Raw genomic sequence first — 21367 nt, forward strand, 5'->3', positions numbered from 1 at the left:
GTGGTGCGGAGTGCGACGGGTGTGTCGCGCGGACGGCCACGGAGGAGGGGTGGTTCCGGACCGCCGGTCAGCATAAGGCCTGTTCAGGCGAGGGTCGCCGCGGCCGGTTCAGGCCAGGGTCGCCACCAGGACCGCCTTGATGGTGTGCATCCGGTTCTCCGCCTCGTCGAAGACGACCGAGTGGGCCGACTCGAAGACCTCGTCGGAGACCTCCAGGTGGTCCAGGCCGTGCGAGGCGTGGATCTCCCGGCCGACCTTCGTGCCGAGGTCGTGGAAGGCGGGCAGGCAGTGCAGGAACCTCACGTCCGGGTTGCCGGTGGCGCGCAGGACGTCCATGGTCACGGCGTACGGGGCGAGGGCGGTGATGCGCTCGTCCCAGACCTCCTTCGGCTCACCCATGGAGACCCACACGTCGGTGGCGACGAAGTCGGCGCCGCGCACGCCCTCGTCCACGGTCTCGGTGAGCGTGACCCGGGCGCCGCTGCTCTCGGCGAGCGCGCGGGCCCGGTCGACGACCTCCTCGGCGGGCCAGTAGGCCTTCGGCGCGACTAGCCGTACGTCCATGCCGAGCAGCGCGCCGGTCACCAGGTAGGAGTTGCCCATGTTGAAGCGGGCGTCGCCGAGGTAGGCGAAGGCGACCTCGGTCAGCGGCTTGGCGCAGTGCTCGGTCATGGTCAGCACGTCGGCGAGCATCTGGGTGGGGTGCCAGTCGTCGGTGAGCCCGTTGTAGACGGGCACCCCGGCGTGCGCGGCCAGTTCCTCCACCTTCTGCTGGCTGTCGCCCCGGTACTCGATCGCGTCGTACATCCGCCCCAGCACCCGCGCGGTGTCCTTGACCGACTCCTTGTGCCCGATCTGGGAGCCGGAGGGGTCCAGGTACGTGGTCGAGGCGCCCTGGTCGGCGGCCGCGACCTCGAACGCGCAGCGGGTGCGGGTGGAGGTCTTCTCGAAGATCAGCGCGATGTTCCGGCCCCGCAGGTACCGGGTCTCGGTCCCGGCCTTCTTGGCGGCCTTCAGCTCGGCGGCCAGCTCGACCAGCCCGCGGAACTCCTCCTCGGTGAAGTCCAGCTCCTTGAGGAAGTGGCGGCCGGCGAGGGCGGTCGGGACAGTCGCCATGGGGTGCTCCAGGGTGCGGTTGCGGAAACGGGAACGGGATCGGGGACCACAGACTCCTGGAATACTATACGAAGCTCAGCATGCCTATACGGGGCCGAATGCGCTCACACGGGGTCGCGCTCGACCGGGCAGCTCATGCACCGCGGTCCGCCCCTGCCCCGGCCCAGCTCGCTGCCCGGGATCTCTATCACCTCGATGCCCTGTTTGCGCAGGTGCGTGTTGGTGGTCGCGTTGCGCTCGTAGGCGACCACGACGCCGGGCTCGACGGCCAGCACGTTGCAGCCGTCGTCCCACTGCTCGCGCTCGGCCGCGTGCACGTCCTGCGTCGCGGTCAGCACGCGGATCTGGTTCAGGCCGAGGGCCGCCGCGATCGCGCGGTGCATGTGCTCCGGCGGATGGTCGGTGACCTTCAGCTCCTTCTCCCCCACGCCCGGCTCGATGGTGTACGAGCGGAGCATGCCCAGGCCCGCGTACTGGGTGAAGGTGTCGCCGTCGACCATGGTCATCACGGTGTCGAGGTGCATGAACGCACGGCGCTTCGGCATGTCGAGGGCGACGATCGTCTCGGCCGAACCGGCCGCGAACAGCTTGTGCGCGAGCATCTCCACGGCCTGCGGGGTGGTCCGCTCGCTCATGCCGATGAGCACGGCCCCGTTGCCGATGACCAGCACGTCACCGCCCTCGATCGTGGACGGGTAGTCGGCCTGCCCCTGCGACCAGACGCGGAAGCTCTCGTCGCGGAACAGCGGGTGGTGCCGGTAGATCGCCTCGAAGTGCACGGTCTCGCGCTGCCGGGCGGGCCAGCGCATGGCGTTGATGGAGACGCCGTCGTAGATCCAGGCGGAGGTGTCCCGGGTGAACAGGTGGTTGGGCAGGGGGCCCAGCAGGAAGTCGTCGAGCTCCATGGCGTGGAAGCGCACGGAGGTCGGCTCGGGGTGCTCGTCGAGGAACTCCCGCTTGGTCATCCCGCCGACCAGCACCTCGGCGAGCTGCCGGCCGGGCAGGTTCTCGAAGGCGGCTCTGAGGTGGTCGGTGGCCAGCGGGCCGTACTCCTTCTCGTCGAAGACCCGGTCCAGGACGAGGGATCTGGCCTCGGGGACCTCCAGCGTCTCGGCCAGCAGGTCGCCGAAGAGGTGGACGGCGACGCCCCGGTCGCGCAGCACGTCGGCGAAGCCGTCGTGCTCGGCCCGTGCCCTGCGCACCCACAGCACGTCGTCGAAGAGCAGCGAGGTCTTGTTGCTCGGGGTGAGCCTTTTGAGCTCCAGGTCGGGCCGGTGCAGGATGACGCGGCGCAGCCGCCCGGCCTCGGAGTGGACGTGGTATGCCATGCCTTCATCCTGACCGCGAAGACGCACCTTGACGCGCTCCTCGCACGTTTCGACGCGGTTCTGTTCGCGTCGGGCTGACGACAAGGAGGGGGCGGTGGCGGGGAGCTCGGGTGTCAGGCGCCGGGCAGGGGCCGCACAAGCCGCCGGCCGGCTCGCGCCGGGGTGGCGCGAGCCGGCCGGGGGCCGTCGTGCGGGGTCACAACCGCGGGTCCACCGGCTCCGACTCCAGGGCCAGGACCCCGAACACCGCTTCGTGCACCCGCCACAGCGGCTCGCCCTCGGCCAGGCGGTCCAGGGCCTCCAGGCCGAGCGCGTACTCGCGGATCGCCAGGGAGCGCTTGTGGTTGAGGAAGCGGGAGCGCAAGCGGGACAGGTTCTCCGGGCGGGTGTACTCGGGGCCGTAGATGATCCGCAGGTACTCCCGGCCGCGGCACTTGATGCCGGGCTGGACCAGGCGGCCCTGGCCGTCGCGGACGACCGCGCCGAGCGGCTTGACGACCATGCCCTCGCCGCCGCGGCCGGTCATCTCCAGCCACCAGTCGACGCCGGCCCGCACCGACTCGGGGTCGGCGGTGTCGACGTAGAGCCGGCGGGTGGTCTGCAGCAGGCCGCTGCCGTCGTGCTCGACGAGCCGGTCGAGCAGGGCGAGCTGCTCGTCGTGCGGCAGGGCGGCCAGGCTGCGGCCCTGGACGGCGAGGAGCTGGAACGGTGCCAGGCGGACGCCGTCCAGGCCGTCGGTGGTCCAGCAGTAGCGGCGGTAGGCCGCGGTGAACGCGGCTGCCTCGGCGGCGCGTTCACCGGTGCGGGCCAGCAGCCCGGACACGTCGACCCCCCGCTGCGCGGCGCCCCGCAGGGCGTCCAGCGCCCCGGGGAACACCGCGCCGGACGCGGCACCCACGGCGGCGTACTGCGAGCGCAGCAGCCCGGACGCCTTCAGGGACCAGGGCATCAGCTCGGCGTCGAGCAGCAGCCAGTCGGTCTCCAGGTCGTCCCAGAGGCCCGCCGCGCCGATGGCCGTGCGCAGCCGGCCGAGGATGCCCTCGGTGAGGGCGTCGTCGTCCAGGAACGGGCGGCCGGTGCGCGTGTAGAGGGATCCGGTGATCCCGTCCCCGACGCCGAAGCGCCTGCGGGCCGCCTCCGCGTCGCGGCACACCAGAGCCACCGCCCGCGAGCCCATGTGCTTCTCCTCGCACACGACCCGCGCGACGCCGTCCCGCTCGTACTGGGCGAACGCCTCGGCCGGGTGCTCCAGGTACCCGTCGACGTGGCTCGTGGCGGTCGGCGCCATGGTCGGCGGGAGGTACGGCAGCAGCCGCGGGTCCACCGCGAAGCGGCTCATGACCTCCAGGGCCGCCGCCGCGTTCTCCTCACGGACCGAGATCCGCCCCTGGTACCGGGTCTCCACGACCCGCCGGCCGTGCACGTCGGCGAGGTCGAGCGGGCGGCCGTCGTGCCCGCCGGGTGCCTCGCTGCGCAGCGGCTTCAGCGGCTCGTACCAGACCCGCTCGGCGGGTACGTCGACCAGCTCGCGCTCCGGCCAGCGCAGCGCGGTGAGCTTGCCACCGAAGACGGCGCCGGTGTCCAGGCAGATGGTGTTGTTGAGCCAGGTCGCCTCCGGGACCGGGGTGTGGCCGTAGACGACCGCGGCCCGGCCCCGGTACTCCTCCGCCCACGGGTAGCGCACCGGCAGGCCGAACTCGTCGGTCTCCCCGGTCGTGTCGCCGTACAGGGCGTGGCTGCGGACCCGGCCGGAGGTGCGGCCGTGGTACTTCTCGGGCAGGCCGGCGTGGCAGACGACGAGCCGGCCGCCGTCGAGGACGTAGTGGCTGACGAGCCCGTCGAGGAACCGCCGTACCTCGGCGACGAACTCCTCGCTCCGGCCCGCCATCTGCTCGATGGTCTCGGCGAGGCCGTGGGTGTGCTGGACGTTGCGGCCGCGCAGGTAGCGGCCGTACTTGTTCTCGTGGTTGCCGGGGACGCACAGGGCGTTGCCGGACTTCACCATGGACATCACGCGGCGCAGCACGCCGGGGCTGTCGGGGCCGCGGTCGACGAGGTCGCCGACGAAGACGGCCGTGCGGCCCTCCGGGTGGACGCCGTCGGTGTAGCCCAACTTGTCGAGCAGGGCCTCCAGTTCGGCCGCGCAGCCGTGGATGTCGCCGATGATGTCGAACGGGCCGGTGAGGTGGGTCAGGTCGTTGAAGCGCTTCTCGGTGACGACCGTGGCGTGCTCGACCTCCTCCACCCCGCGCAGCACGTGCACCTTGCGGAAGCCCTCGCGCTCCAGGTGCCTGAGGGAGCGGCGGAGTTCGCGGGTGTGGCGCTGGATGACGCGGCGGGGCATGTCGGCGCGGTCGGTGCGGGCCGCGTTGCGCTCGGCGCACACCTCCTCGGGCACGTCGAGCACGATGGCGATGGGGAGCACGTCGTACTGCCGGGCCAGGTCGATCAGCTGACGGCGGGCCTCGGACTGCACGCTGGTGGCGTCCACGACGGTGCGGCGGCCGGCGGCCAGGCGCTTGCCCGCGATGTAGTGCAGGACGTCGAAGGCGTCCCTGGTGGCGCTCTGGTCGTTCTCGTCGTCCGAGACGAGGCCGCGGCAGAAGTCGGAGGAGATGACCTCGGTGGGCTTGAAGTGCCTGCGGGCGAAGGTGGACTTGCCGGAGCCGGAGGCGCCGATCAGCACCACCAGGGACAGGTCGGTGACGGGCAGCACGCGCCCCTCGTGTGTGTCGGTCATGCCGCCTTCGCCTCCTTCGGGCCGGCCAGGGTGAACAGGGCCATCTGGGTGGGCGGTCCCACCTCGGGGTCGTCGGGGCCCACGGGTGCGAACGCGACGCCGTAGCCGTGGCGTTCGGCCACCGCCTCGGCCCAGGTCCGGAACTCGGCACGGGTCCACTCGAAGCGGTGGTCGCCGTGCCGGACGTGGCCGGCCGGGAGGGTCTCCCAGCGCACGTTGTACTCGACGTTCGGGGTGGTCACGAGGACCGTGCGCGGGCGGGCCGAGCCGAACACGGCGTACTCCAGGGCGGGCAGCCGGGGCAGGTCGAGGTGCTCGATCACCTCGCTGAGCACGGCGGCGTCGTAGCCCTTGAGCCGCTTGTCGGTGTAGGCGAGCGAGCCCTGGAGAAGCGTGACGCGGGAGGCCTGCCGCTCGCCCATGCGGTCCAGCTTCAGCCGCCGGGAGGCGATGGTCAGCGCGCGCATCGACACGTCGACGCCGACGATCTCGGTGAACGCCGGGTCCTTGAGGAGCGTCTGCACCAACTGGCCCTGGCCGCAGCCGAGGTCGAGCACCCGGGCGGCCCCAAAGTCGCGCAGGGCGGTGACGATCGCCTCGCGGCGCTGCACGGCCAGTGGGGTGGGCTTCTCCTCGGTCTCGGTCTCCGCCTCGACGGCGTTGTCGATCGCCTCGACCTCGCTGTCGTCGGCCTCGGCGAGCCGCACGAGCTCCAGCCGCTCGGTCGCCCGGCGGGTCAGCGACCAGCGGCGCGAGAGGTAGCGGCTGGTGATCAGCCGCTGCTCCGGGTGGCCGGGCAGCCAGCCTTCGCCGACGCGCAGCAGTTTGTCGACCTCGTCGGGGGCGACCCAGTAGTGCTTGGCGTCGTCGAGGACGGGGAGCAGGACGTAGAGGTGGCGCAGGGCCTCGGCGACGGTGAGCGTGCCGGATTCCAGGACGAGGCCGACGTAGCGCGAGTCGCCCCAGGCGGGGAACTCGGTGTCCAGCGGGACGGGTTCGGCGGTGACCGTCCAGCCGAGCGGCTCGAAGAGCTTCGCGACGAGGCCGGGGCCGCCGCGGGCGGGCAGCGCGGGCACCTCCACGCGCAGCGGCCTGGCCTGGCCGGGCAGCTCCGGGCGGGCGTTGCAGACGCCCTTCATCGCGCTGGAGAAGACGTTGGCCAGCGCCACGGCGAGCAGCGAGGAGGCCGCGTAGGGGCGGTCGTTGACGTACTGGGCGAGTGCCGCGTCCGGGGCGCCGCCGCGGCCCTTGCCCTTGCCCTTCCTGACCAGGGCCACCGTGTCCACTTCCAGCAGCAGGGCCGCCGTGCAGCGCTGGGCGTCGGCCTCGGGGTAGAGGACGTGCGCCGTGCCGGAGGAGGTGGAGAACGTCTGCGCCTTGTCGGGATGCTTGTGCAGCAGGTAGCCGAGGTCGGTCGCGGGACGCTCAGGGGTACCGGTGGTACTGATCGTGAGGAACATGCGGAGGGCCTCTCCGGCGGGTCGGATGACTGCGGTGCCGTGCGCGCGAAAGCCCCCAGGAGTGGTGATCCTGGGGGCTCGGCAGGACGACGCCCACAGCTTCGCACAGCTGTGCCCACCTGCGCCTTCGTTTATCGAGGCGGCTGGACCCGGCCCGCTACGGCAGCTGCGACTGCACCTGCGAGGAGATCAGCTCCAGGTGGTCCAGGTCGTCCAGGTCGAGGACCTGGAGGTAGATGCGGCTGGAGCCGGCCTCGGCGTAGCGGCCGATCTTGTCGACGACCTCGGCCGGGGAACCGGCCAGGCCGTTGAGCTTGAGCTCCTCGACCTCGCGGCCGATCGCGGCGGCCCGGCGGGCGACCTCCTGGTCGTCCCGGCCGACGCAGACGACCAGGGCGTTGGAGTACGTCAGGTCGTCGCCCTTGCGGCCGGCCTCCTCGGCGGCGGCGCGCACCCGGCCGAACTGCCGCTCACTGTCCTCGACGGAGGCGAACGGCATGTTGAACTCGTCGGCGTACCGGGCGGCCAGCCGCGGGGTGCGGGTCGGGCCGTGGCCGCCGACGAGCACGGGGATCCTCGCCTGCGCCGGCTTGGGCAGGGCGGGCGAGTCCGTGAGGTCGTAGTAGGTGCCGTGGAAGTCGTAGGTCTTGCCGGCGGGCGTCGCCCACAGGCCGGTGACGATCTCCAGCTGCTCCTCGAGCCGGGCGAACTTCTCCTTGGGGAAGGGGATGCCGTAGGCCTTGTGCTCCTCCTCGAACCAGCCCGCGCCCAGGCCGAGTTCGACGCGGCCGCCGGACATCTGGTCCACCTGGGCGACCTGGATGGCGAGCACGCCGGGCAGCCGGAACGTGCCGGCGGTCATCAGCGTGCCGAGGCGGATGCGCTTGGTCTCGCGGGCGAGTCCGGCCAGGGTGATCCAGGCGTCGGTGGGGCCGGGCAGGCCGTCCACGTTGCCCATGCGGAGGTAATGGTCGGAGCGGAAGAAGGCGTCGAAGCCGAGGTCCTCGGTGGCCTTGGCGACGGCGAGCAGAGTGTCGTAGGTGGCCCCCTGCTGGGGCTCGGTGAAGATGCGAAGATCCATGCTTCCATCCTGCACGCCGGGGCGCCGGATCACGCGATCGGTCCCCCGTCCCACCCGGACCCCGGTCGGGTGAAATTACGTCAATACCGCAGGACCGGCCGGACCGGGCCAGTGACCGCCCCCGGCGGTGATCGTTTGCTCGGGCGGAGCCGGAGCCCCCGGCTTCCGCGCCGGCCCGTCACCGCCGGGGCGTCACCCGCGTCGGCCTCCCCGGGGGCCGGGGGCCGAGGAGGCCGTCATGTCCGAAGAGACCGTGCCGCAGCAGGGCGGGACCGGACAGCCGAAAGGGCTGTTGCAGCAGATGGAGGAGCTGATGGCGGCGTTGAACGCGGACCTGTCGGCGTTGGACGCGGACCTTCAGGCGTCGGGGGACGCGGGGCGGGAGACCGTCGGGGAGGGGCAGGCCGGCTAGAACGCCGTGTCCCCCCGGGGGGCGGGGGCGGGGGCGGGGGCGGTGGGATCGGGCTCCGGCCCGGGCGGCGGGGCGGTGGGATGGGGCCCCGGCCCGTTCACCGAGACAGCGGAGGCAGGCCCCGGCCCAATCACCGGAGCGGCGGAAACGCCCTCCGGCCCCGTGCGGCGGGGCGGCGGGATCGGGCCCCGGCCCGTTCACCGGGACGGCGGCACCCGTCCTCGCCTGCCTTCCGCTGCGGTGGTGCGTCTCCGCCTCAGCCCGCCTCCCGCGCCGGCAGCGCCTGTTCGCGGTCCGCGAGTCTGCGGAGCATCTCGAGGACGCGGTCGCGGGACTCGTCCGCCGCGTCGATGGCCTCCATGCACTGCCAGTACGTGCCCTCGTCGGCCGCGGCGCAGGCCAGGGCGACCAGGGCGATGCCGACCTCGCCGAGGAGGCCGCCGAGGTACATCAAGGTGTGGCGGGCGTCGCCCAGCTCCGTGAGCTGGCCCGCCCGCAGCTCGCCCGGGGCCAGTTCGGGCGCGTCCAGGACGCCGCAGCCGCGGCCCGCCAGCTCCGTCAACCCCAGGGCCTCATCGCGGAGTTCGGGTGGCCCGGCGACCGCGAGGCGGCTCCCTATCGCCTGTGCGAGGGCCTGCGCCTGCCACACCTCGGCCATGACCTCCCCTGCCTCGCCGCCCGCGGCCAGGGACCGCCTGCTCGTCACGATGAGCCGCACCGCGTCCATGCGCTGCCCCCGTCTTGTCCGACGCGCCCCGCGCGTCCGCCTGCCCGAACTCCCTTGTTCACTACCCAGAGTGAAGGCCCGTGAGACCAAAAGCCAGAGGAAGACGGAAATTAGCGGACAACAATTCGGATTCGAGCCGCCTTTTGGTTACACAGCGTACAAGTGGACTGCGCGACTCCCAGCCGTGCCCGACCGGCCCGCTACGGCCGCGGGAACCGCCGTTCGTTCCGGTCGATCTTCGCGTCCAGCGCCGCCAGCGGGTCGATGCCGAGCACCTCGCACAGCTGGAGCAGGTACGCGAGCACGTCGGCGACCTCGTCGGTGACGCGGTGCGCGGTGCCCGGGTCGGCCATCACGTCCGCCGACTCCTCGGGCGTCAACCACTGGAAGATCTCGACCAGTTCGGACGCCTCCACGCTGAGCGCGGCGACCAGGTTCTTGGGGGTGTGGTACTGCTGCCAGTTCCGCGCGGCGGCGAAATCGGCCAGCCGGCGTTGCAGGGCCGCCACGTCCAGGGGATCAGTCACGGTCCAGGTGTACCACCGTGACGCCTTCGGTCCCGGCGGCCCAGGAGGCGTCGCCGACCGCGCCGACCAGCCGGATGTGCCCCCGCTCGCACATCAGGGCCGCGAGGCCGAGCAGTTCCCGCCGCTGCCCCGGGTCCAGCGCGCGGTCGAGTCCGTCGGCGAGGACGGTGAGCGTCTGGAGCGCGGCGGGCACCTCGCCGGCGGGGTCGACCTCCAGGACACCGGGGCCGGTCAGCAGGACCAGGGCGAGGGCGAGGTAGCGGAGTTCGCCGTCACCGAGCCGCCCCAGGTCCGTGACGACGCCGTCGCCGCGGTCGAGCGCCGCGCGCACGGCGCCCGCGCCGTCGGTGCGGGCGAGGACGTCCGCCACGGGCCCGGCGCACCCCGCCCGCACCGCCGTCACGAACCGGGTGTGCCGCCGCCCGCATTCGGCGCGGGTGCGCCACAGCACCTCGGCGAGGTTGCCGCAGTCGCCGAGCAGGCGGCCGGGGCCGGCCGGTACGGGGCCGCGCATCCGGGCGGGTTCGGGGTCGCAGGAGAAGACGGAGCGCAGGGCGACGACCATCTGCTCGGCGGCGGCCAGCACCCGGCGCTGCCCCGGTGTCCGGCCCGCCACGCGCAACGGCAGCAGGGCGGTGCCGAGCCGGTCGTCGGGGAGCGGGCCGCGGGTCACGGGGGCCGGTCCGGCCGTGTGCCAGGCGGCCTGGACGGTGCGCGTGCCGGGGTCGCGCAGGGCGGTCTCCAGCAGGACGAGTCCGCCGGAGGTCAGCCGTTCGCCCACGATGCGGGGTTCGGGCTCGGCCTGTACGGCGACGTCGAGCCGGACCGGGCCCGCGGGGCCGTCGGCCGTACAGCCGATGCGGAAGCCACGACGGCCCTGGGCGTCGGGGCGGGCCCGCTCCGGGACGCAGCCGGCGGGGTCCGGGAACGCCTCGCCGAGTTCGGCGCCGCCCCCGAGCCGGGCGAGCGCCTCGTACGCCCGCAGCGCGCTGGTCTTGCCCGAGCCGCTGGGGCCGGCCAGCAGGGTGAGCCGCCCCAGCGGGAGCACCGCCCGGCGGTGCCCGGCGAAGGCGGACAGGCACACCTCGGTGAGGTGGGGCCGGTCGGGCCGCGCGGGAGCCGGGGACGTTCCGGGACGCGTCGGGGACGTGCCGGAACCGGTGGGGGGTGTGCCGGGACGGGGCGAGGGGGTGCCGGGACGGGGCGAGGGGGTGCCGGGACGGATGGGGGGTGTGGCGGGGACGGCGGGCGGCGTCATATCCGGACCGTAGGACTCCGCGCGCAGGCCGAACCGTTCCGCCTCCGGGGCGTTCCTACGATCGAGCGATCTCCGCGCCCTGGCGGCGGTCCCGGAGGCCGCCGATCGTCATGTCCCGGGGACCCCGACCCCTTCCATCAGCCCCGTGACCTCGGTCCCGGCCGGCGTCAGCAGGAACACGTTGCGGTCGACCCGGTGCATCCCGCTGGCCAGGCCGAAGACGACACCGGTGCTGAAGTCGAGGACCCGCTTGGCCACCTCCGTCTCCGCGCCGGTCAGGTCGAGCAGCACCGGCACGCCCGCCATCAGGGTCTCCGCGACGTCACGGGCGTCGGCGAAGACGTTTACGCGCAGCACCACGAAACGGCGCCGCGCCTCGGTCTCTGCTTCGGGTATGGAGCGGTGGCCGACGGAGGAGGGCCAGGCGTCCCGGCCCCGCAGCGGCACGACCTGGGCGAGCCCCTCCCACTGTTCGTCGGTGACATCGTGGCTGTTCACCGGCATGCTCCGTCCTGGCTCGCACTGACTGTCTGCATCGGGCAATTCTTGCGCAGAGTCACCCGTTCGGCCCAACTACGACACGCTCCGCGACGTCAATGCACCTCACAACGGCCGGTCGGCGGCTGTGTGACGGGCGTAACTCCCGATGATCGAGCCGCGTGACAGTGGCGTAACGGGCGATTCGTACCGTCGAGGGCATGACCACGACCCCCGAGAGCCGGCCGGACACGCGGCAGGTGCGCACCGTCTGCTCCTACTGCGGTGTCGGCTGCGGTCTCGTGCTCGATGTGGCCATGGGCCCGGACGGCCGGCGCACCGTCCTGAAGGCCTCCGGCGACAAGGACCACCCGGCGAACGCCGGCCGGCTGTGCACCAAGGGCGCGACGACGGCCGACATGCTGGCCGCGCCCGGCCGGCTGACCACCGCGCTGGTGCGGGGCGACCGGGGCGAGGAGGGGGTCCCGACGCCGGTGGCCGACGCGATCGCCGAGACCGCGGCCCGGCTGCGGGCCGTCGTCGACGAGCACGGGCCGGACGCGGTGGCCTTCTACGTGTCGGGGCAGCTGAGCCTGGAGGCGCAGTACCTGGCGAACAAACTGGCCAAGGGGTTCGTGCGGACGAACCGGATCGAGTCGAACTCGCGGCTGTGCATGGCGAGCGCCGGCACGGGCTACAAACTGTCGCTGGGCGCGGACGGGCCGCCCGGCTCGTACGACGACTTCGACCATGCCGATCTCTTCCTCGTCATCGGCTCGAACATGGCCGACTGCCATCCGATCCTCTTCCTGCGGATGATGGAGCGGGTCAAGGCGGGCGCCAAGCTGATCGTGGTCGATCCGCGCCGGACCGCCACGGCCGCCAAGGCCGACCTGTTCCTGCAGGTCCGGCCGGGCACCGACCTGGCGCTGCTCAACGGTCTGCTGCATCTGCTGCACGAGGAGGGACACGTCGACGCGGAGTTCGTCGCGGCGCACACCGAGGGCTGGGAGGCGCTGCCCGCGTTCCTCGCCGACTGCACCCCGGCGGCGGTGGCCGGGATCACCGGGCTCGCGGAGGAGGACCTGCGGGCGGCGGCGCGGCTGATCGGCGGGGCGGGCGCCCGCTGGATGAGCTGCTGGACGATGGGTCTGAACCAGTCCACCCACGGCACCTGGAACACCAACGCCCTGGTCAACCTGCATCTGGCGACGGGCGCGATCTGCCGTCCCGGAGCCGGGCCCTTCTCCCTGACCGGCCAGCCCAACGCCATGGGCGGCCGGGAGATGGGCTACATGGGCCCGGGCCTGCCGGGGCAGCGGTCGGTGCTCGTGGCGGAGGAGCGGGCGTTCACCGAGCAGGTGTGGGAGCTGCCGCCGGGCACCCTCCGGGCGGACGGCGTCGGCAAGGGCACCGTCGAGATGTTCCGGCAGCTGGCCGACGGCGCGATCAAGGCCTGCTGGATCATCTGCACCAACCCGGTCGCCTCGGTCGCCAACCGCCGCACCGTCATCGAGGGCCTGGAGGCCGCCGAGTTCGTCGTCACGCAGGACGTGTTCGCGGACACGGAGACGAACGCCTACGCCGATGTCGTCCTGCCCGGCGCGATGTGGACCGAGGCGGAGGGCGTCTTCGTCAACAGCGAGCGCAACCTCACGCTCACCTCCCCTGCCGCCGATCCGCCCGGGGAGGCGATGGCCGACTGGCGGATCATCGCGGAGGTCGCCCGCGCGATGGGGTACGAGAAGGGGTTTTCGTACGACAGTGCCGAGCAGGTCTTCGAGGAGATCCGGCGCTTCCACAACCCGGTGACGGGGTGGGACCTGCGCGGTGTGACCTACGAGCGGCTGCGGCGGACGCCCGTGCAGTGGCCGGCCGCGCGGCCGGACGGGCCGGAGCGCAATCCGGTCCGGTACGTCGCGGACGGTGAGCTGCGCTTCCCGACGGCGAGCGGCCGCGCCGCGTTCTTCGCCCGGCCCCATCTGCCGCCCGCGGAACTGCCGGACGAGGACTATCCGTTCACGCTCAACACCGGGCGGGTTCAGCACCAGTGGCACACCCTGACCAAGACCGGCAGGGTCGCCAAGCTGACGCGGCTGAACCCCGGGCCGTTCGTGGAGCTGCACCCCGAGGACGCCGCGGCGCTCGGGATCGCCGAGGGGGATCTGGTCGAGGTCGCCTCGCGGCGCGGCCGGGCCGTGCTGCCTGCGGTGGTCACGGACCGCGTGCGGCCGGGGTGCTGCTTCGCGCCGTTCCACTGGAACGACCTGTTCGGCGAGTACCTCAGTGTCAACGCGGTGACGAGCGACGCGGTGGACCCGCTGTCGTTCCAGCCGGAGTTCAAGGTGTGCGCGGTGTCGCTGGCGAAGGTGACGGCCCCCGCAGCAGCGGCCTCCGTGGCAGCGGCGCCCGCCGCCGAGGCCCCGCCGCCCGCGTCGTCCGTCCCCGCCGCTCCCGGCGGGGCCCTGACGCCCACGGCCGTCACGCCCGGCGCCGCGAGCCCCTTCGGGCTGGAGCCCTCCCCTCCCCCGGTGCTGTCCGCGCGGGAGCGCCAGTACCTCACCGGCTTCCTCGCCGGGCTCGGCTCGGGCGCCCCGGGCGTCCCGGTGCTGCCGCCGGACGCGCCCTTCTCGCCCGGGCACGCCCTGTGGGTCGACGGCGTCCTCGCCGGCATGTACTCGCGCGCGGCGCCGCCGGAGGTGCCCGGGGCCGAGCCGGCCGGGCGTGAGGTCGTGGTGCTGTGGGCCTCGCAGACGGGCAACGCCGAGGAGTTCGCCGCCGCCACCGCCGAGCGGCTGATGGCGACCGGGCACCGTACGACCCTGGTCGGCATGGACGAGGCCGACGTCGCGACCCTCGCCCGCACGGCCGACCTGCTCTTCATCACCAGCACCTTCGGGGACGGCGACGCGCCCGACAACGGCTCCGGCCTCTGGGACGCCCTCAGCGGGGAGCGGGCCCCGCGGCTGGACGGGGTGCGGTACGCCGTGCTGGCCTTCGGCGACTCCGCGTACGACGACTTCTGCGGGCACGGGCGGCGGCTGGACGCGCGGCTCGGCGAGCTGGGCGGGGTGCGGCTGGCCCCGCGCACCGACTGCGAGCCGGACTACGCGCCCTCGGCCGGGGCCTGGCTCGACGAGGTGCTCTCGGCGCTGGGCGGCACCGTCACGCGGCGGCCGGAACCGCCGGCGCCCACCGCCGCGTCCCCGGCCCGGTCCGGACCCGCGCTCACCACGGCCCGGCTGGTGGGCAACGAGCTGCTCAGCCGGCCCGGCGCGGGCAAGGAGGTCCGGCGGTTCACCTTCGACACGAGCGGTACGGGCCTGACGTACGAGGCCGGGGACGCGCTCGGGGTGCGGCCGGTCAACGCGCCGGCGCTGGTGGCGGAGTGGCTGGCGGTGACCGGCCTGGACGCGGCCGCCCCCGTGCCGGTCGGCGGAGTCGGGGACGTCCCCTTCGGCGAGGCGCTGCACCGGCACCTGGACATCACGCGGATCACCCCCGATCTGCTCCGCTTCGTCGCCGAACGGACCCGCGACGACCACGAACTGCGCCGGCTGCTGCGGCCCGACAACAAGGACGGGCTCGCGCAGTGGAGCTGGGGGCGGCAGGCCGTGGACGTGGTCGCCGAGTACGCGGTGCGGGCGAGCGCCGCCGAGTGGGCCGGGGTGCTCAGGACACTCCAGCCGCGGCTGTACTCCATCTCGTCCAGCCCGCTGGCCGACCCGCACCGGGTGTCGCTGACGGTGTCGGTGGTGCGCTACGAGAACCTGCGCGGCCGGGCCCGGGGCGGGGTCTGCTCGCCGTTCCTCGCCGACGCCGGCGCGGGCACCGAGGTGCCGGTGTTCGTACGGCGCTCACCGCACTTCCGGCCCCCGTCCGACGCCTCGGCGCCGATGGTCATGGTCGGTCCCGGCACCGGCGTCGCGCCCTTCGTCGGCTTCCTCCAGGAGCGGCGGGCGCTCGGCCACCACGGCCCCAACTGGTTGTTCTTCGGCGAGCAGCACCGCGCGACGGACTTCTACCACGAGGACGAGCTGACCGCGCTGCTCGACGCGGGCACCCTGACCCGGCTGGACACGGCCTTCTCGCGCGACCAGCGCAACAAGGTGTACGTGCAGGACCGGATGCGCGAGCACGGGCCGGAGCTGTGGCACTGGCTGCGCGACGGTGCGCGCCTCTACGTGTGCGGGGACGCCTCCCGGATGGCCAAGGACGTCGACCGGGCGCTGAGGGACGTCGTCAGGGCGCACGGCGGGCTGAGCGAGACGGAGGCCGCGGCGTACGTGAAGCAGCTGGCGGCGGACAAGCGGTACGTGCGGGACGTGTACTGAGGCGACGGGCCGACGCACCCGCGGCTGTTTTCTACACCGTCGTAGAATCGGCGGGAACACGAGCGCGACGACGAGCGTTGTGCCGGGTACAGACCACACATGAGGAGCACGTCCTTGTCCGCCAGACCGACGGACCCCCCGGGGCACAGTCCCCGACCATCCCGCCACGGCATCACTGATCGCGGCACACGGCGGGGTGGTGTTCGATGAGTGCCGCCGAGGCCCTGCTGGGCCTGCTCGCCGTGTTCGTGCTGACCGCCGGCACCGGCTACTTCGTCGCCCAGGAGTTCGCCTACGTCTCCGCTGACCGGCTCACCCTCGCGCGGGAGGCCGAGGCCGGGGACCGCGGGGCCGCCCGTGCCCTGACGGTGCTGGAGCGGCTGTCGTTCATGCTGTCGGGCGCGCAGCTCGGCATCACCGTGACCGGACTGGTCGTCGGCTTCATCGCCGAGCCGTCGGTGTCCGCGCTGCTCCGGCCCGCCCTGTCCGGGCTCGGCCTGCCCGGCGCGGCGGTGAGCGGCGTCTCCGTGGTGCTGGCCTTCGTGCTGGCCACGGTCGTGCAGATGGTGCTGGGCGAGCTCGCCCCGAAGAACCTCGCCATCGCCGTGCCCGAGCGGCTGGCGAAGGCGCTCGCCCCGTCCACGCTGGCCTATCTCAAGGTCGTCGGACCCGTCGTCCGCGTCTTCGACGGAGCGGCGAACAGGCTGCTGCGCAAGGTGGGCATCGAACCGGTCGAGGAACTGCACCACGGCGCCACGCTGGAGGAGCTGGGCCATCTGATCGGCGAGTCCCACGAGCAGGGCGCGCTGCCCAAGGACACCGCCGCGCTGCTCGACCACGCGCTGGAGTTCTCCGAGCGCACCCTCGACGAGGTGATGGTGCCGCGCGCGGACGCCGTGTTCGTCCGCAAGGACGCCGGCGCCGACGAGGCGGTCGGCCTGATCGCCCGGCACGGCCACTCCAACTACCCGGTGCTCGGCGACCACCCCGACGACATCGCGGGCGTGCTGGGCGTGCGCGAGCTGATGGCGCTGCCCGCGGCCCGGCTCGCCGGCGCGCGGGCGGGCGAGGTGGCCCGGCGGCCGCTGCTGCTGCCGGACACCCTGGCGCTGCCCGACGCGGTGGCGCGGATGCGCGAGCAGGACGACGAGTTCGCGGTCGTGCTGGACGAGCACGGCGGCGTGGCGGGGCTCGTCACGTACGAGGACATCGCCGAGGAGCTGGTCGGTGACATCGCCGACGAGTCCGACAAGGTCACGCTCCTGGCCGTCGCGGTCGGCGACGGGTGGCTGGTCGACGCCGGCCGCCGCCTGGACGAGGTGGCCGAGGCGACCGGTGTCCGGCTGCCGGAGGACGACGACTACGACACCGTGGCCGGCCTGGTCGTGGACCGGCTCGGCCGTTTCCCGACGGTCGGCGACCGCGTCACGGTCGAGCTGCCCGCGGGCGGCCGCGCCGTGATCGACGTGCGCACGCTGGACCGGCACGTGGCCGACCGCGTCCGCCTGAGCCGGCTCGAGGACGCCGGGGACACCGAGGAAGCCGAGGAGCTGGCGTGAGTTTCCCGATGGCGGTCTTCGTGACCGTGCTGCTGCTGACCGGCAGCGGCTTCTTCGTGGCGGCGGAGTTCGCGCTGGTCGCCGCCAAGCGGCACCGCATGGAGAAGGCGGCGGCCGAGGGGCGGCGCGGCGCCGGCGCGGCCCTGGCCGGCATGCGCGAGCTGTCGCTGATGCTGGCCGGCGCCCAGCTGGGCATCACCATCTGCACGCTGGGGCTGGGCTCGGTGTCCAAGCCGGCCATCTCGCACGAGCTGGACCCGCTGCTGCACCGGCTGGGACTGCCCGCCGCCGTCTCGTACGGCGTCGCCTTCGCCGTGGCGATGATCGTGGTGGTGTTCCTGCACATGGTGGTCGGCGAGATGGCCCCCAAGTCCTGGGCCATCGCCCACCCCGAGCGGTCGGCGATGCTGCTCTCCCCGCCCTTCCGGGCCGTGGTGCGGGCCGTGCGCCCGCTGATCCGGCTGCTCAACCGGGTCAGCAACGGCCTGGTACGGCTGTGCCGGGTGGCCCCGCGCGACGAGCTGGCCGCGGTGCACAACCGGGAGCAGCTGACCCACCTGGTGGAGGAGTCCGAGCGGCTGGGCCTGATCAGCGCGACCGACTCGGAGCTGCTGACCCGCTCGCTGACCGAGCCGGAGACACCGGTGGCCGCGCTGCGGATCCCCGCGGCCGACATCACCTGGGTCGAGGGCGGCTGGGACGTGGAGGCGCTGCTGCGGCTGGCCGCCGAGCACGACCGGACCCGGCTGCTCGTCCGGGAGGACGGCGTGGTCCTGGGGTCCGTGCACGCCCGGGACGCCCTGGTCGCCCGGGCCCGGGGGCGGGCGACGACCGCGCGGGATCTGGCCCGGCCGGTACCGGAGCTGACGGAGGCCACGACGGTCGCCGACGCCATCGAGTTACTGCGCCGCCGCCGGTCCTCCCTGGCCGTGGTGCGCGACGGCTCCGGCCGGCTCACCGGCCTGGTCACGCTGGACGACCTGCTGGCCCGCCTGATGCAGCCGGCCGCGGCGGCCTGACGCGGTGACCTGACCCGGCGGGCTGACCCGGTGACCTGACGCGGCGGGCTGACCCGGTGGCCTGACGCGGCGGGCTGACCCGGTGGCGACCCGGTGACCTGACGCGGCGAGGGCCGGAACCTCCCGCACATCTGCACACCGCGCGCCGCAGGGCGGCGGGCCGCGGCGGCCCGCCGCCCCTGTGCTTCCGCCGCGCGGGGACTTGGTGCCGAAGTGCCCGCTTCGCAACGGCGGGCGCAACCCCCGCGGCGCGCCGCGGGGCGGCGGGCCCTGTGAAGGAATGTCCATATCCGGAGACGCGGCGGTCATAGCGGTGAAGACGGCCGCCGGAATGCCCCGCGCACGGCCGGTGGGCGGCTGGCCCTCTTCTCCGGGGAGTGCTTTGATCCTGCGCACGGCGGAGCAGCCGGGCGCGATCCCGGTTCGTGGAATTCCGGGAATCCGCACGCCCGGATTTCCGGGCCTCCGGGAATTCCGGTGTCCACCGGCACTCGCTCACCGCCATTGCGAGACATTCACGCGAAGGGAAACTCCCCCATGAACCTCACTCCTCGGGTCGACGTCGCCGAGCTGTCCGACGCGGACCTGGAGCAGATCTCCGGCGGCAACGCGGGCGTCAGCGCCTCCGCGGGCCTCGTGGGCGGCCTCTCCGCCGGCCTGGTCGGACCCCTGACCGGCGAGGTCTGCGCCACGGTGCAGGCGACCCTGTCGGCGGAGGGCGTCGCGGCGGGCGGGCACGCGGGCGTGCACACCACCGCGCTCTGACGAGACGAGCGGCACACGAAGGGCCCCGGGACATCACCCCGGGGCCCTTCCCCGTGCCGGAAATCACCCGGACCACGGCCTGCGACCGGGTCATTCGGTCGATGGCCACTCGGGCCATGGTCACAAACGTGGAGAAGGTGCGGAGTACGTGACCGGGCCATGGACATCAAGGGGGTGGGTGACGCCGTTCAGGGCCGTGACGCAGACTTACCCGGATCCCTCAGGAACCGGCTGTGCAAGAGACAGGAAGACCGCTGTGACATTCGACGCGACCCGGACCGGAGAAATGCCCATCTACGAAAGCCTCATACGCGAACGCGGTGACGTCGTCGAGGAGGCCCGTGCGGTCGCCGAGGAGACCCAGCACCGGATGAGCCAGGCGCTGAGCGGCCACGGCGCGGACCGGCCGGAGCCCGCCGGGCACTGACCCCGGAAGCGGTGCGGTCACTCGTTGAGCGGGTCGTGGCCCCAGTTCATCAGGGAGTGCCGCCACCGGGTGTCCTCGACGTCCCCCGAGGGCCGCTGGGCCTGATGGCGGCGGACGTAGCCGACGACCTTGCGCATGTGCCGGTAGTCGTCGTCCGAGAGGTCGCCCTTCCTGGCGCGCAGGATCTCCACGATCCGGCGGCCCGAGGCGTGCCCGGTGGACTCGCCCCCGTCCTGGTGCTGGCCGGCGCTCCGGGAATCGTCCGACTGCAGCCACTTCTCCAGTTCGGCCGGTGTCATGTTCACCAGCTCACGGAAGTCGCTCCAGGTCTCCTCGCGCTCCTCGTCGTCCACGCCGCCTCACTTCTTCTTCTTGAGCGCGGACGGCTTGTGCACCGCGGTCCGGCCGGACTTGTCGCTGCGCACCTCGTACTGGGGGTCGTCGGGCGAGGCGTCGACCGTCCGGCCCGCCGCCTCCGTCCGTTCGGTGATCTTCCGCTCGACCTTGCCCTCCGTGCGGCTGCCGTGACTGCTCCAGGTGACCTTGTCGCCCTTCTTCGGCGTGCCACCCTCACTGCGGTTCTTCGCCATGCCGGTGCTCCCTCGCGGACGTGCGGGTGTGCTGTCCCCCCAGGGTGCGTCCGCGGCCTGCGCGCCGCAGCTCGACGGACGTCACCCGGGTGCCCTCCCGGCGGGCGGCCACGCCGACGCCGGCTTCCGGTCCCCCGGCCGAGGACACGCCGGGGCGTGGGCGACGGCCCGCCGGCGCCGCGGTGCCCTCCGCCTAGGGCTCCTTCCACACCAGCACGGTGAGCACGGCACCGGCGACGGTGACGGGGACGGCGGACTGGTTCAGCAGCCGCACCCGCATGCCGCGACCGGACGCCAGCCGCTTGGTGACGGGCAGGACCACGAAGGTGCCGCCGCCGGTCCCGGCGACCTCGTGGATCGGATGGTCGGCGCGCAGCTCCTCGCCCTGGTACTCCGACATCCGCGCCTGGACGACCGCACCGGCCGGCAGGCCGTCGATGTGCACGCTGAAGGTCCCGCTGAACCGGGCCGGGCCGCGCGCGAAGACGCTGCCGCCGGCCGCGTGGTCACCGGTCTCGTCGGTCCACTCCGCCGCGAACTCGACGGAGTCCCAGGCGCCGGGGCCGAGTTGGTAGGGACCGGCGATACCGAGGTTGACGTACTGGGGCATGTCCTCTCCTTCCCACACGCCCGCCGGAAGGGCCAGGGCGTCGGCGACGTCACGGCGGAAGTCGGCCATGTCGAACCCGCGCGGGTCGACCTTCCAGTCGCTCCATTCCAGGTGGCCTATCGCGCTCTTGGGGCCCCAGCCGTGGGCGCGGCAGACCGCGGCGGTGGCCTTGACCATGGCGAGGTACTGCGCCGGCGGCCACGGGTCCCTGCCGTCGCCCCGGTTCTCGCACTCCCAGCCGTAGAACCGGGCGTTGCCGTCGACCGCGCCGCCCGAACCGTCGTGCTCGTGCGTCGGCGGCGGGTAGGCGCCGTACGACTCGCCGATGACGGCGTTCAGGACGTCCCCGTCGCCGCCGCCGGCGTGGTTGGCCCGGCCGTTGCCCGTCAGGTGGACGACCCCGTCCTTGGTGATGCAGCCGGTGGCGAGCGGGCCGGGCAGGGCGCTGTGGCCGCGGTAGATGAGACCGACGACGTCCGTGTCCGGGCCGGTGACGGTGTGGTGGACCATCACTCCGTGCACGGGTCCCCAAGGGCCCACGTGATTGCGGTTGTTGGTGCGCCAGCCGTCGACCTCGCGCACGGAGCAGCCCTCGGCGCGCAGCGCGGCGACGAGCCGGGAGGCGGTGAGCGGTGTGGCCATGGTTTCGGTCCTCCGTTTCGGCGCGCGCGGGCCGATCTGAAGCCACCGCGGCGGCAGTTGCGGAAGGGCCGCGTCCGGGGAGTGGACAGGTCTGCCGAACTGCTGTGCCGTGCAGGGGGTGGGGGTGGTGGGGGGGAATGGTGGGGGGTCGTCCCGCCGGGTGCGAGCCGGCGAACTCGTCGGGTGTTCCTCATTCTTCCGCCGCGCGGGCCGTCGCTCACCTCGTCGTGCGCTCCCGCCGAAAAACGGCGGGATTACGACGTCGCGGCAGCGGGGGCGGGCGTCGTCAGTGTCC

The 21367-nt window shown here is 73.4% G+C and carries 18 protein-coding genes; 6 read left to right on the plus strand and 12 right to left on the minus strand.

All coding sequences use genetic code 11. The features are described 5' to 3' along the window. Positions 1–108: 108 nt before the first annotated feature. The 5 genes from argF to ACPXCS_RS08950 all read right to left on the minus strand — a co-directional run bounded on the left by argF (position 109) and on the right by ACPXCS_RS08950 (position 7725). On the minus strand, positions 109–1116 hold the full coding sequence (argF, locus tag ACPXCS_RS08930) for an ornithine carbamoyltransferase (protein WP_425944823.1): 1008 nt from the start codon (positions 1114–1116) through the stop codon (positions 109–111). 104 nt (positions 1117–1220) lie between these two features. Further along, a complete protein-coding gene (locus ACPXCS_RS08935) occupies positions 1221–2444 on the minus strand; it encodes an arginine deiminase (RefSeq protein WP_425944824.1) in 1224 nt (407 codons plus the stop codon). Positions 2445–2640: 196 nt separating this feature from the next. Continuing rightward, positions 2641–5184, minus strand: coding sequence for a polynucleotide kinase-phosphatase (locus tag ACPXCS_RS08940; protein WP_425944825.1), 2544 nt, complete (start codon positions 5182–5184; stop codon positions 2641–2643). Next, positions 5181–6644, minus strand: a complete 1464-nt coding sequence (locus ACPXCS_RS08945) for a 3' terminal RNA ribose 2'-O-methyltransferase Hen1 (protein ID WP_425944826.1) — start codon at positions 6642–6644, stop codon at positions 5181–5183. The genes ACPXCS_RS08940 and ACPXCS_RS08945 overlap by 4 nt, the downstream gene beginning before the upstream one ends. 157 nt (positions 6645–6801) lie before the next feature. Beyond that, positions 6802–7725: an LLM class F420-dependent oxidoreductase gene (locus tag ACPXCS_RS08950; protein ID WP_425944827.1), complete on the minus strand. Its 924-nt coding sequence runs from the start codon at positions 7723–7725 to the stop codon at positions 6802–6804. A gap of 238 nt (positions 7726–7963) precedes the next feature. On the opposite strand from ACPXCS_RS08950, the gene ACPXCS_RS08955 reads away from it, so the two are divergent. After that, positions 7964–8137 carry a hypothetical protein gene (locus ACPXCS_RS08955; protein ID WP_425944828.1) on the plus strand — a complete coding sequence of 58 codons (174 nt, stop codon included), beginning with the start codon at positions 7964–7966 and terminating at the stop codon, positions 8135–8137. A 256-nt stretch (positions 8138–8393) separates the two neighbouring features. On the opposite strand, the gene ACPXCS_RS08960 is transcribed toward ACPXCS_RS08955, so the two are convergent. The 4 genes from ACPXCS_RS08960 to ACPXCS_RS08975 all read right to left on the minus strand — a co-directional run bounded on the left by ACPXCS_RS08960 (position 8394) and on the right by ACPXCS_RS08975 (position 11153). Further along, on the minus strand, positions 8394–8864 hold the full coding sequence (locus ACPXCS_RS08960; protein ID WP_425944829.1) for a DUF6099 family protein: 471 nt from the start codon (positions 8862–8864) through the stop codon (positions 8394–8396). A gap of 200 nt (positions 8865–9064) precedes the next feature. Continuing rightward, positions 9065–9391 carry a nucleotide pyrophosphohydrolase gene (locus ACPXCS_RS08965; protein ID WP_425944830.1) on the minus strand — a complete coding sequence of 109 codons (327 nt, stop codon included), beginning with the start codon at positions 9389–9391 and terminating at the stop codon, positions 9065–9067. Beyond that, positions 9384–10649, minus strand: a complete 1266-nt coding sequence (locus tag ACPXCS_RS08970) for an AAA family ATPase (RefSeq protein WP_425944831.1) — start codon at positions 10647–10649, stop codon at positions 9384–9386. Before ACPXCS_RS08970 ends, ACPXCS_RS08965 begins: the two co-directional genes overlap by 8 nt. 108 nt (positions 10650–10757) lie before the next feature. Further along, positions 10758–11153 (minus strand): cell division protein SepF, encoded by a 396-nt coding sequence (locus ACPXCS_RS08975; protein WP_425944832.1) that lies wholly within the window; start codon positions 11151–11153, stop codon positions 10758–10760. 194 nt (positions 11154–11347) lie between these two features. Between ACPXCS_RS08975 and ACPXCS_RS08980 the strand changes: the two genes are divergently transcribed. The 5 genes from ACPXCS_RS08980 (at position 11348) to ACPXCS_RS09000 (ending at position 19230) form a co-directional block, all read left to right on the plus strand. Next, complete coding sequence (locus ACPXCS_RS08980) at positions 11348–15460, plus strand: molybdopterin-dependent oxidoreductase (RefSeq protein WP_425944833.1); 4113 nt, start codon at positions 11348–11350, stop codon at positions 15458–15460. Between the two features lie 206 nt (positions 15461–15666). Next, positions 15667–17019: a hemolysin family protein gene (locus ACPXCS_RS08985; RefSeq protein ID WP_425944834.1), complete on the plus strand. Its 1353-nt coding sequence runs from the start codon at positions 15667–15669 to the stop codon at positions 17017–17019. After that, the gene (locus ACPXCS_RS08990; RefSeq protein ID WP_425944835.1) at positions 17016–18038 is read left to right on the plus strand and encodes a hemolysin family protein; all 1023 of its coding nucleotides are present in this window, start codon (positions 17016–17018) and stop codon (positions 18036–18038) included. Before ACPXCS_RS08985 ends, ACPXCS_RS08990 begins: the two co-directional genes overlap by 4 nt. A 537-nt stretch (positions 18039–18575) precedes the next feature. Beyond that, a complete protein-coding gene (locus ACPXCS_RS08995) occupies positions 18576–18803 on the plus strand; it encodes a hypothetical protein (protein ID WP_425944836.1) in 228 nt (75 codons plus the stop codon). A gap of 286 nt (positions 18804–19089) precedes the next feature. Further along, positions 19090–19230 (plus strand): hypothetical protein, encoded by a 141-nt coding sequence (locus ACPXCS_RS09000; RefSeq protein ID WP_425944837.1) that lies wholly within the window; start codon positions 19090–19092, stop codon positions 19228–19230. 17 nt (positions 19231–19247) lie between these two features. On the opposite strand, the gene ACPXCS_RS09005 is transcribed toward ACPXCS_RS09000, so the two are convergent. The 3 genes from ACPXCS_RS09005 to ACPXCS_RS09015 form a co-directional block, all read right to left on the minus strand. Beyond that, positions 19248–19583, minus strand: a complete 336-nt coding sequence (locus ACPXCS_RS09005; RefSeq protein WP_425944838.1) for a DUF3140 domain-containing protein — start codon at positions 19581–19583, stop codon at positions 19248–19250. Positions 19584–19589: 6 nt separating this feature from the next. Next, a complete protein-coding gene (locus ACPXCS_RS09010; protein ID WP_425944839.1) occupies positions 19590–19820 on the minus strand; it encodes a DUF2945 domain-containing protein in 231 nt (76 codons plus the stop codon). A gap of 193 nt (positions 19821–20013) precedes the next feature. Beyond that, entirely contained in the window at positions 20014–21072 is a 1059-nt protein-coding gene (locus ACPXCS_RS09015) for a peptidoglycan recognition protein family protein (RefSeq protein ID WP_425944840.1), read from the minus strand. Positions 21073–21367: the final 295 nt, after the last annotated feature.

The organism is Streptomyces sp. DT190 (assembly GCF_049846985.1).
Classification (GTDB): Bacteria; Actinomycetota; Actinomycetes; order Streptomycetales; family Streptomycetaceae; genus Streptomyces.

Excerpts from the sequence above, each read along its gene's own strand:
- argF (WP_425944823.1), bottom strand. The coding sequence starts at position 1,116 with ATGGCGACTGTCCCGACCGCCCTCGCCGGCCGCCACTTCCTCAAGGAG.
- ACPXCS_RS08935 (WP_425944824.1), bottom strand. The coding sequence starts at position 2,444 with ATGGCATACCACGTCCACTCCGAGGCCGGGCGGCTGCGCCGCGTCATC.
- ACPXCS_RS08940 (WP_425944825.1), bottom strand. The coding sequence starts at position 5,184 with ATGACCGACACACACGAGGGGCGCGTGCTGCCCGTCACCGACCTGTCC.
- ACPXCS_RS08945 (WP_425944826.1), bottom strand. The coding sequence starts at position 6,644 with ATGTTCCTCACGATCAGTACCACCGGTACCCCTGAGCGTCCCGCGACC.
- ACPXCS_RS08950 (WP_425944827.1), bottom strand. The coding sequence starts at position 7,725 with ATGGATCTTCGCATCTTCACCGAGCCCCAGCAGGGGGCCACCTACGAC.
- ACPXCS_RS08955 (WP_425944828.1), top strand. The coding sequence starts at position 7,964 with ATGTCCGAAGAGACCGTGCCGCAGCAGGGCGGGACCGGACAGCCGAAA.
- ACPXCS_RS08960 (WP_425944829.1), bottom strand. The coding sequence starts at position 8,864 with ATGGACGCGGTGCGGCTCATCGTGACGAGCAGGCGGTCCCTGGCCGCG.
- ACPXCS_RS08970 (WP_425944831.1), bottom strand. The coding sequence starts at position 10,649 with ATGACGCCGCCCGCCGTCCCCGCCACACCCCCCATCCGTCCCGGCACC.
- ACPXCS_RS08975 (WP_425944832.1), bottom strand. The coding sequence starts at position 11,153 with ATGCCGGTGAACAGCCACGATGTCACCGACGAACAGTGGGAGGGGCTC.
- ACPXCS_RS08980 (WP_425944833.1), top strand. The coding sequence starts at position 11,348 with ATGACCACGACCCCCGAGAGCCGGCCGGACACGCGGCAGGTGCGCACC.
- ACPXCS_RS08985 (WP_425944834.1), top strand. The coding sequence starts at position 15,667 with ATGAGTGCCGCCGAGGCCCTGCTGGGCCTGCTCGCCGTGTTCGTGCTG.
- ACPXCS_RS08995 (WP_425944836.1), top strand. The coding sequence starts at position 18,576 with ATGAACCTCACTCCTCGGGTCGACGTCGCCGAGCTGTCCGACGCGGAC.
- ACPXCS_RS09000 (WP_425944837.1), top strand. The coding sequence starts at position 19,090 with ATGCCCATCTACGAAAGCCTCATACGCGAACGCGGTGACGTCGTCGAG.
- ACPXCS_RS09010 (WP_425944839.1), bottom strand. The coding sequence starts at position 19,820 with ATGGCGAAGAACCGCAGTGAGGGTGGCACGCCGAAGAAGGGCGACAAG.
- ACPXCS_RS09015 (WP_425944840.1), bottom strand. The coding sequence starts at position 21,072 with ATGGCCACACCGCTCACCGCCTCCCGGCTCGTCGCCGCGCTGCGCGCC.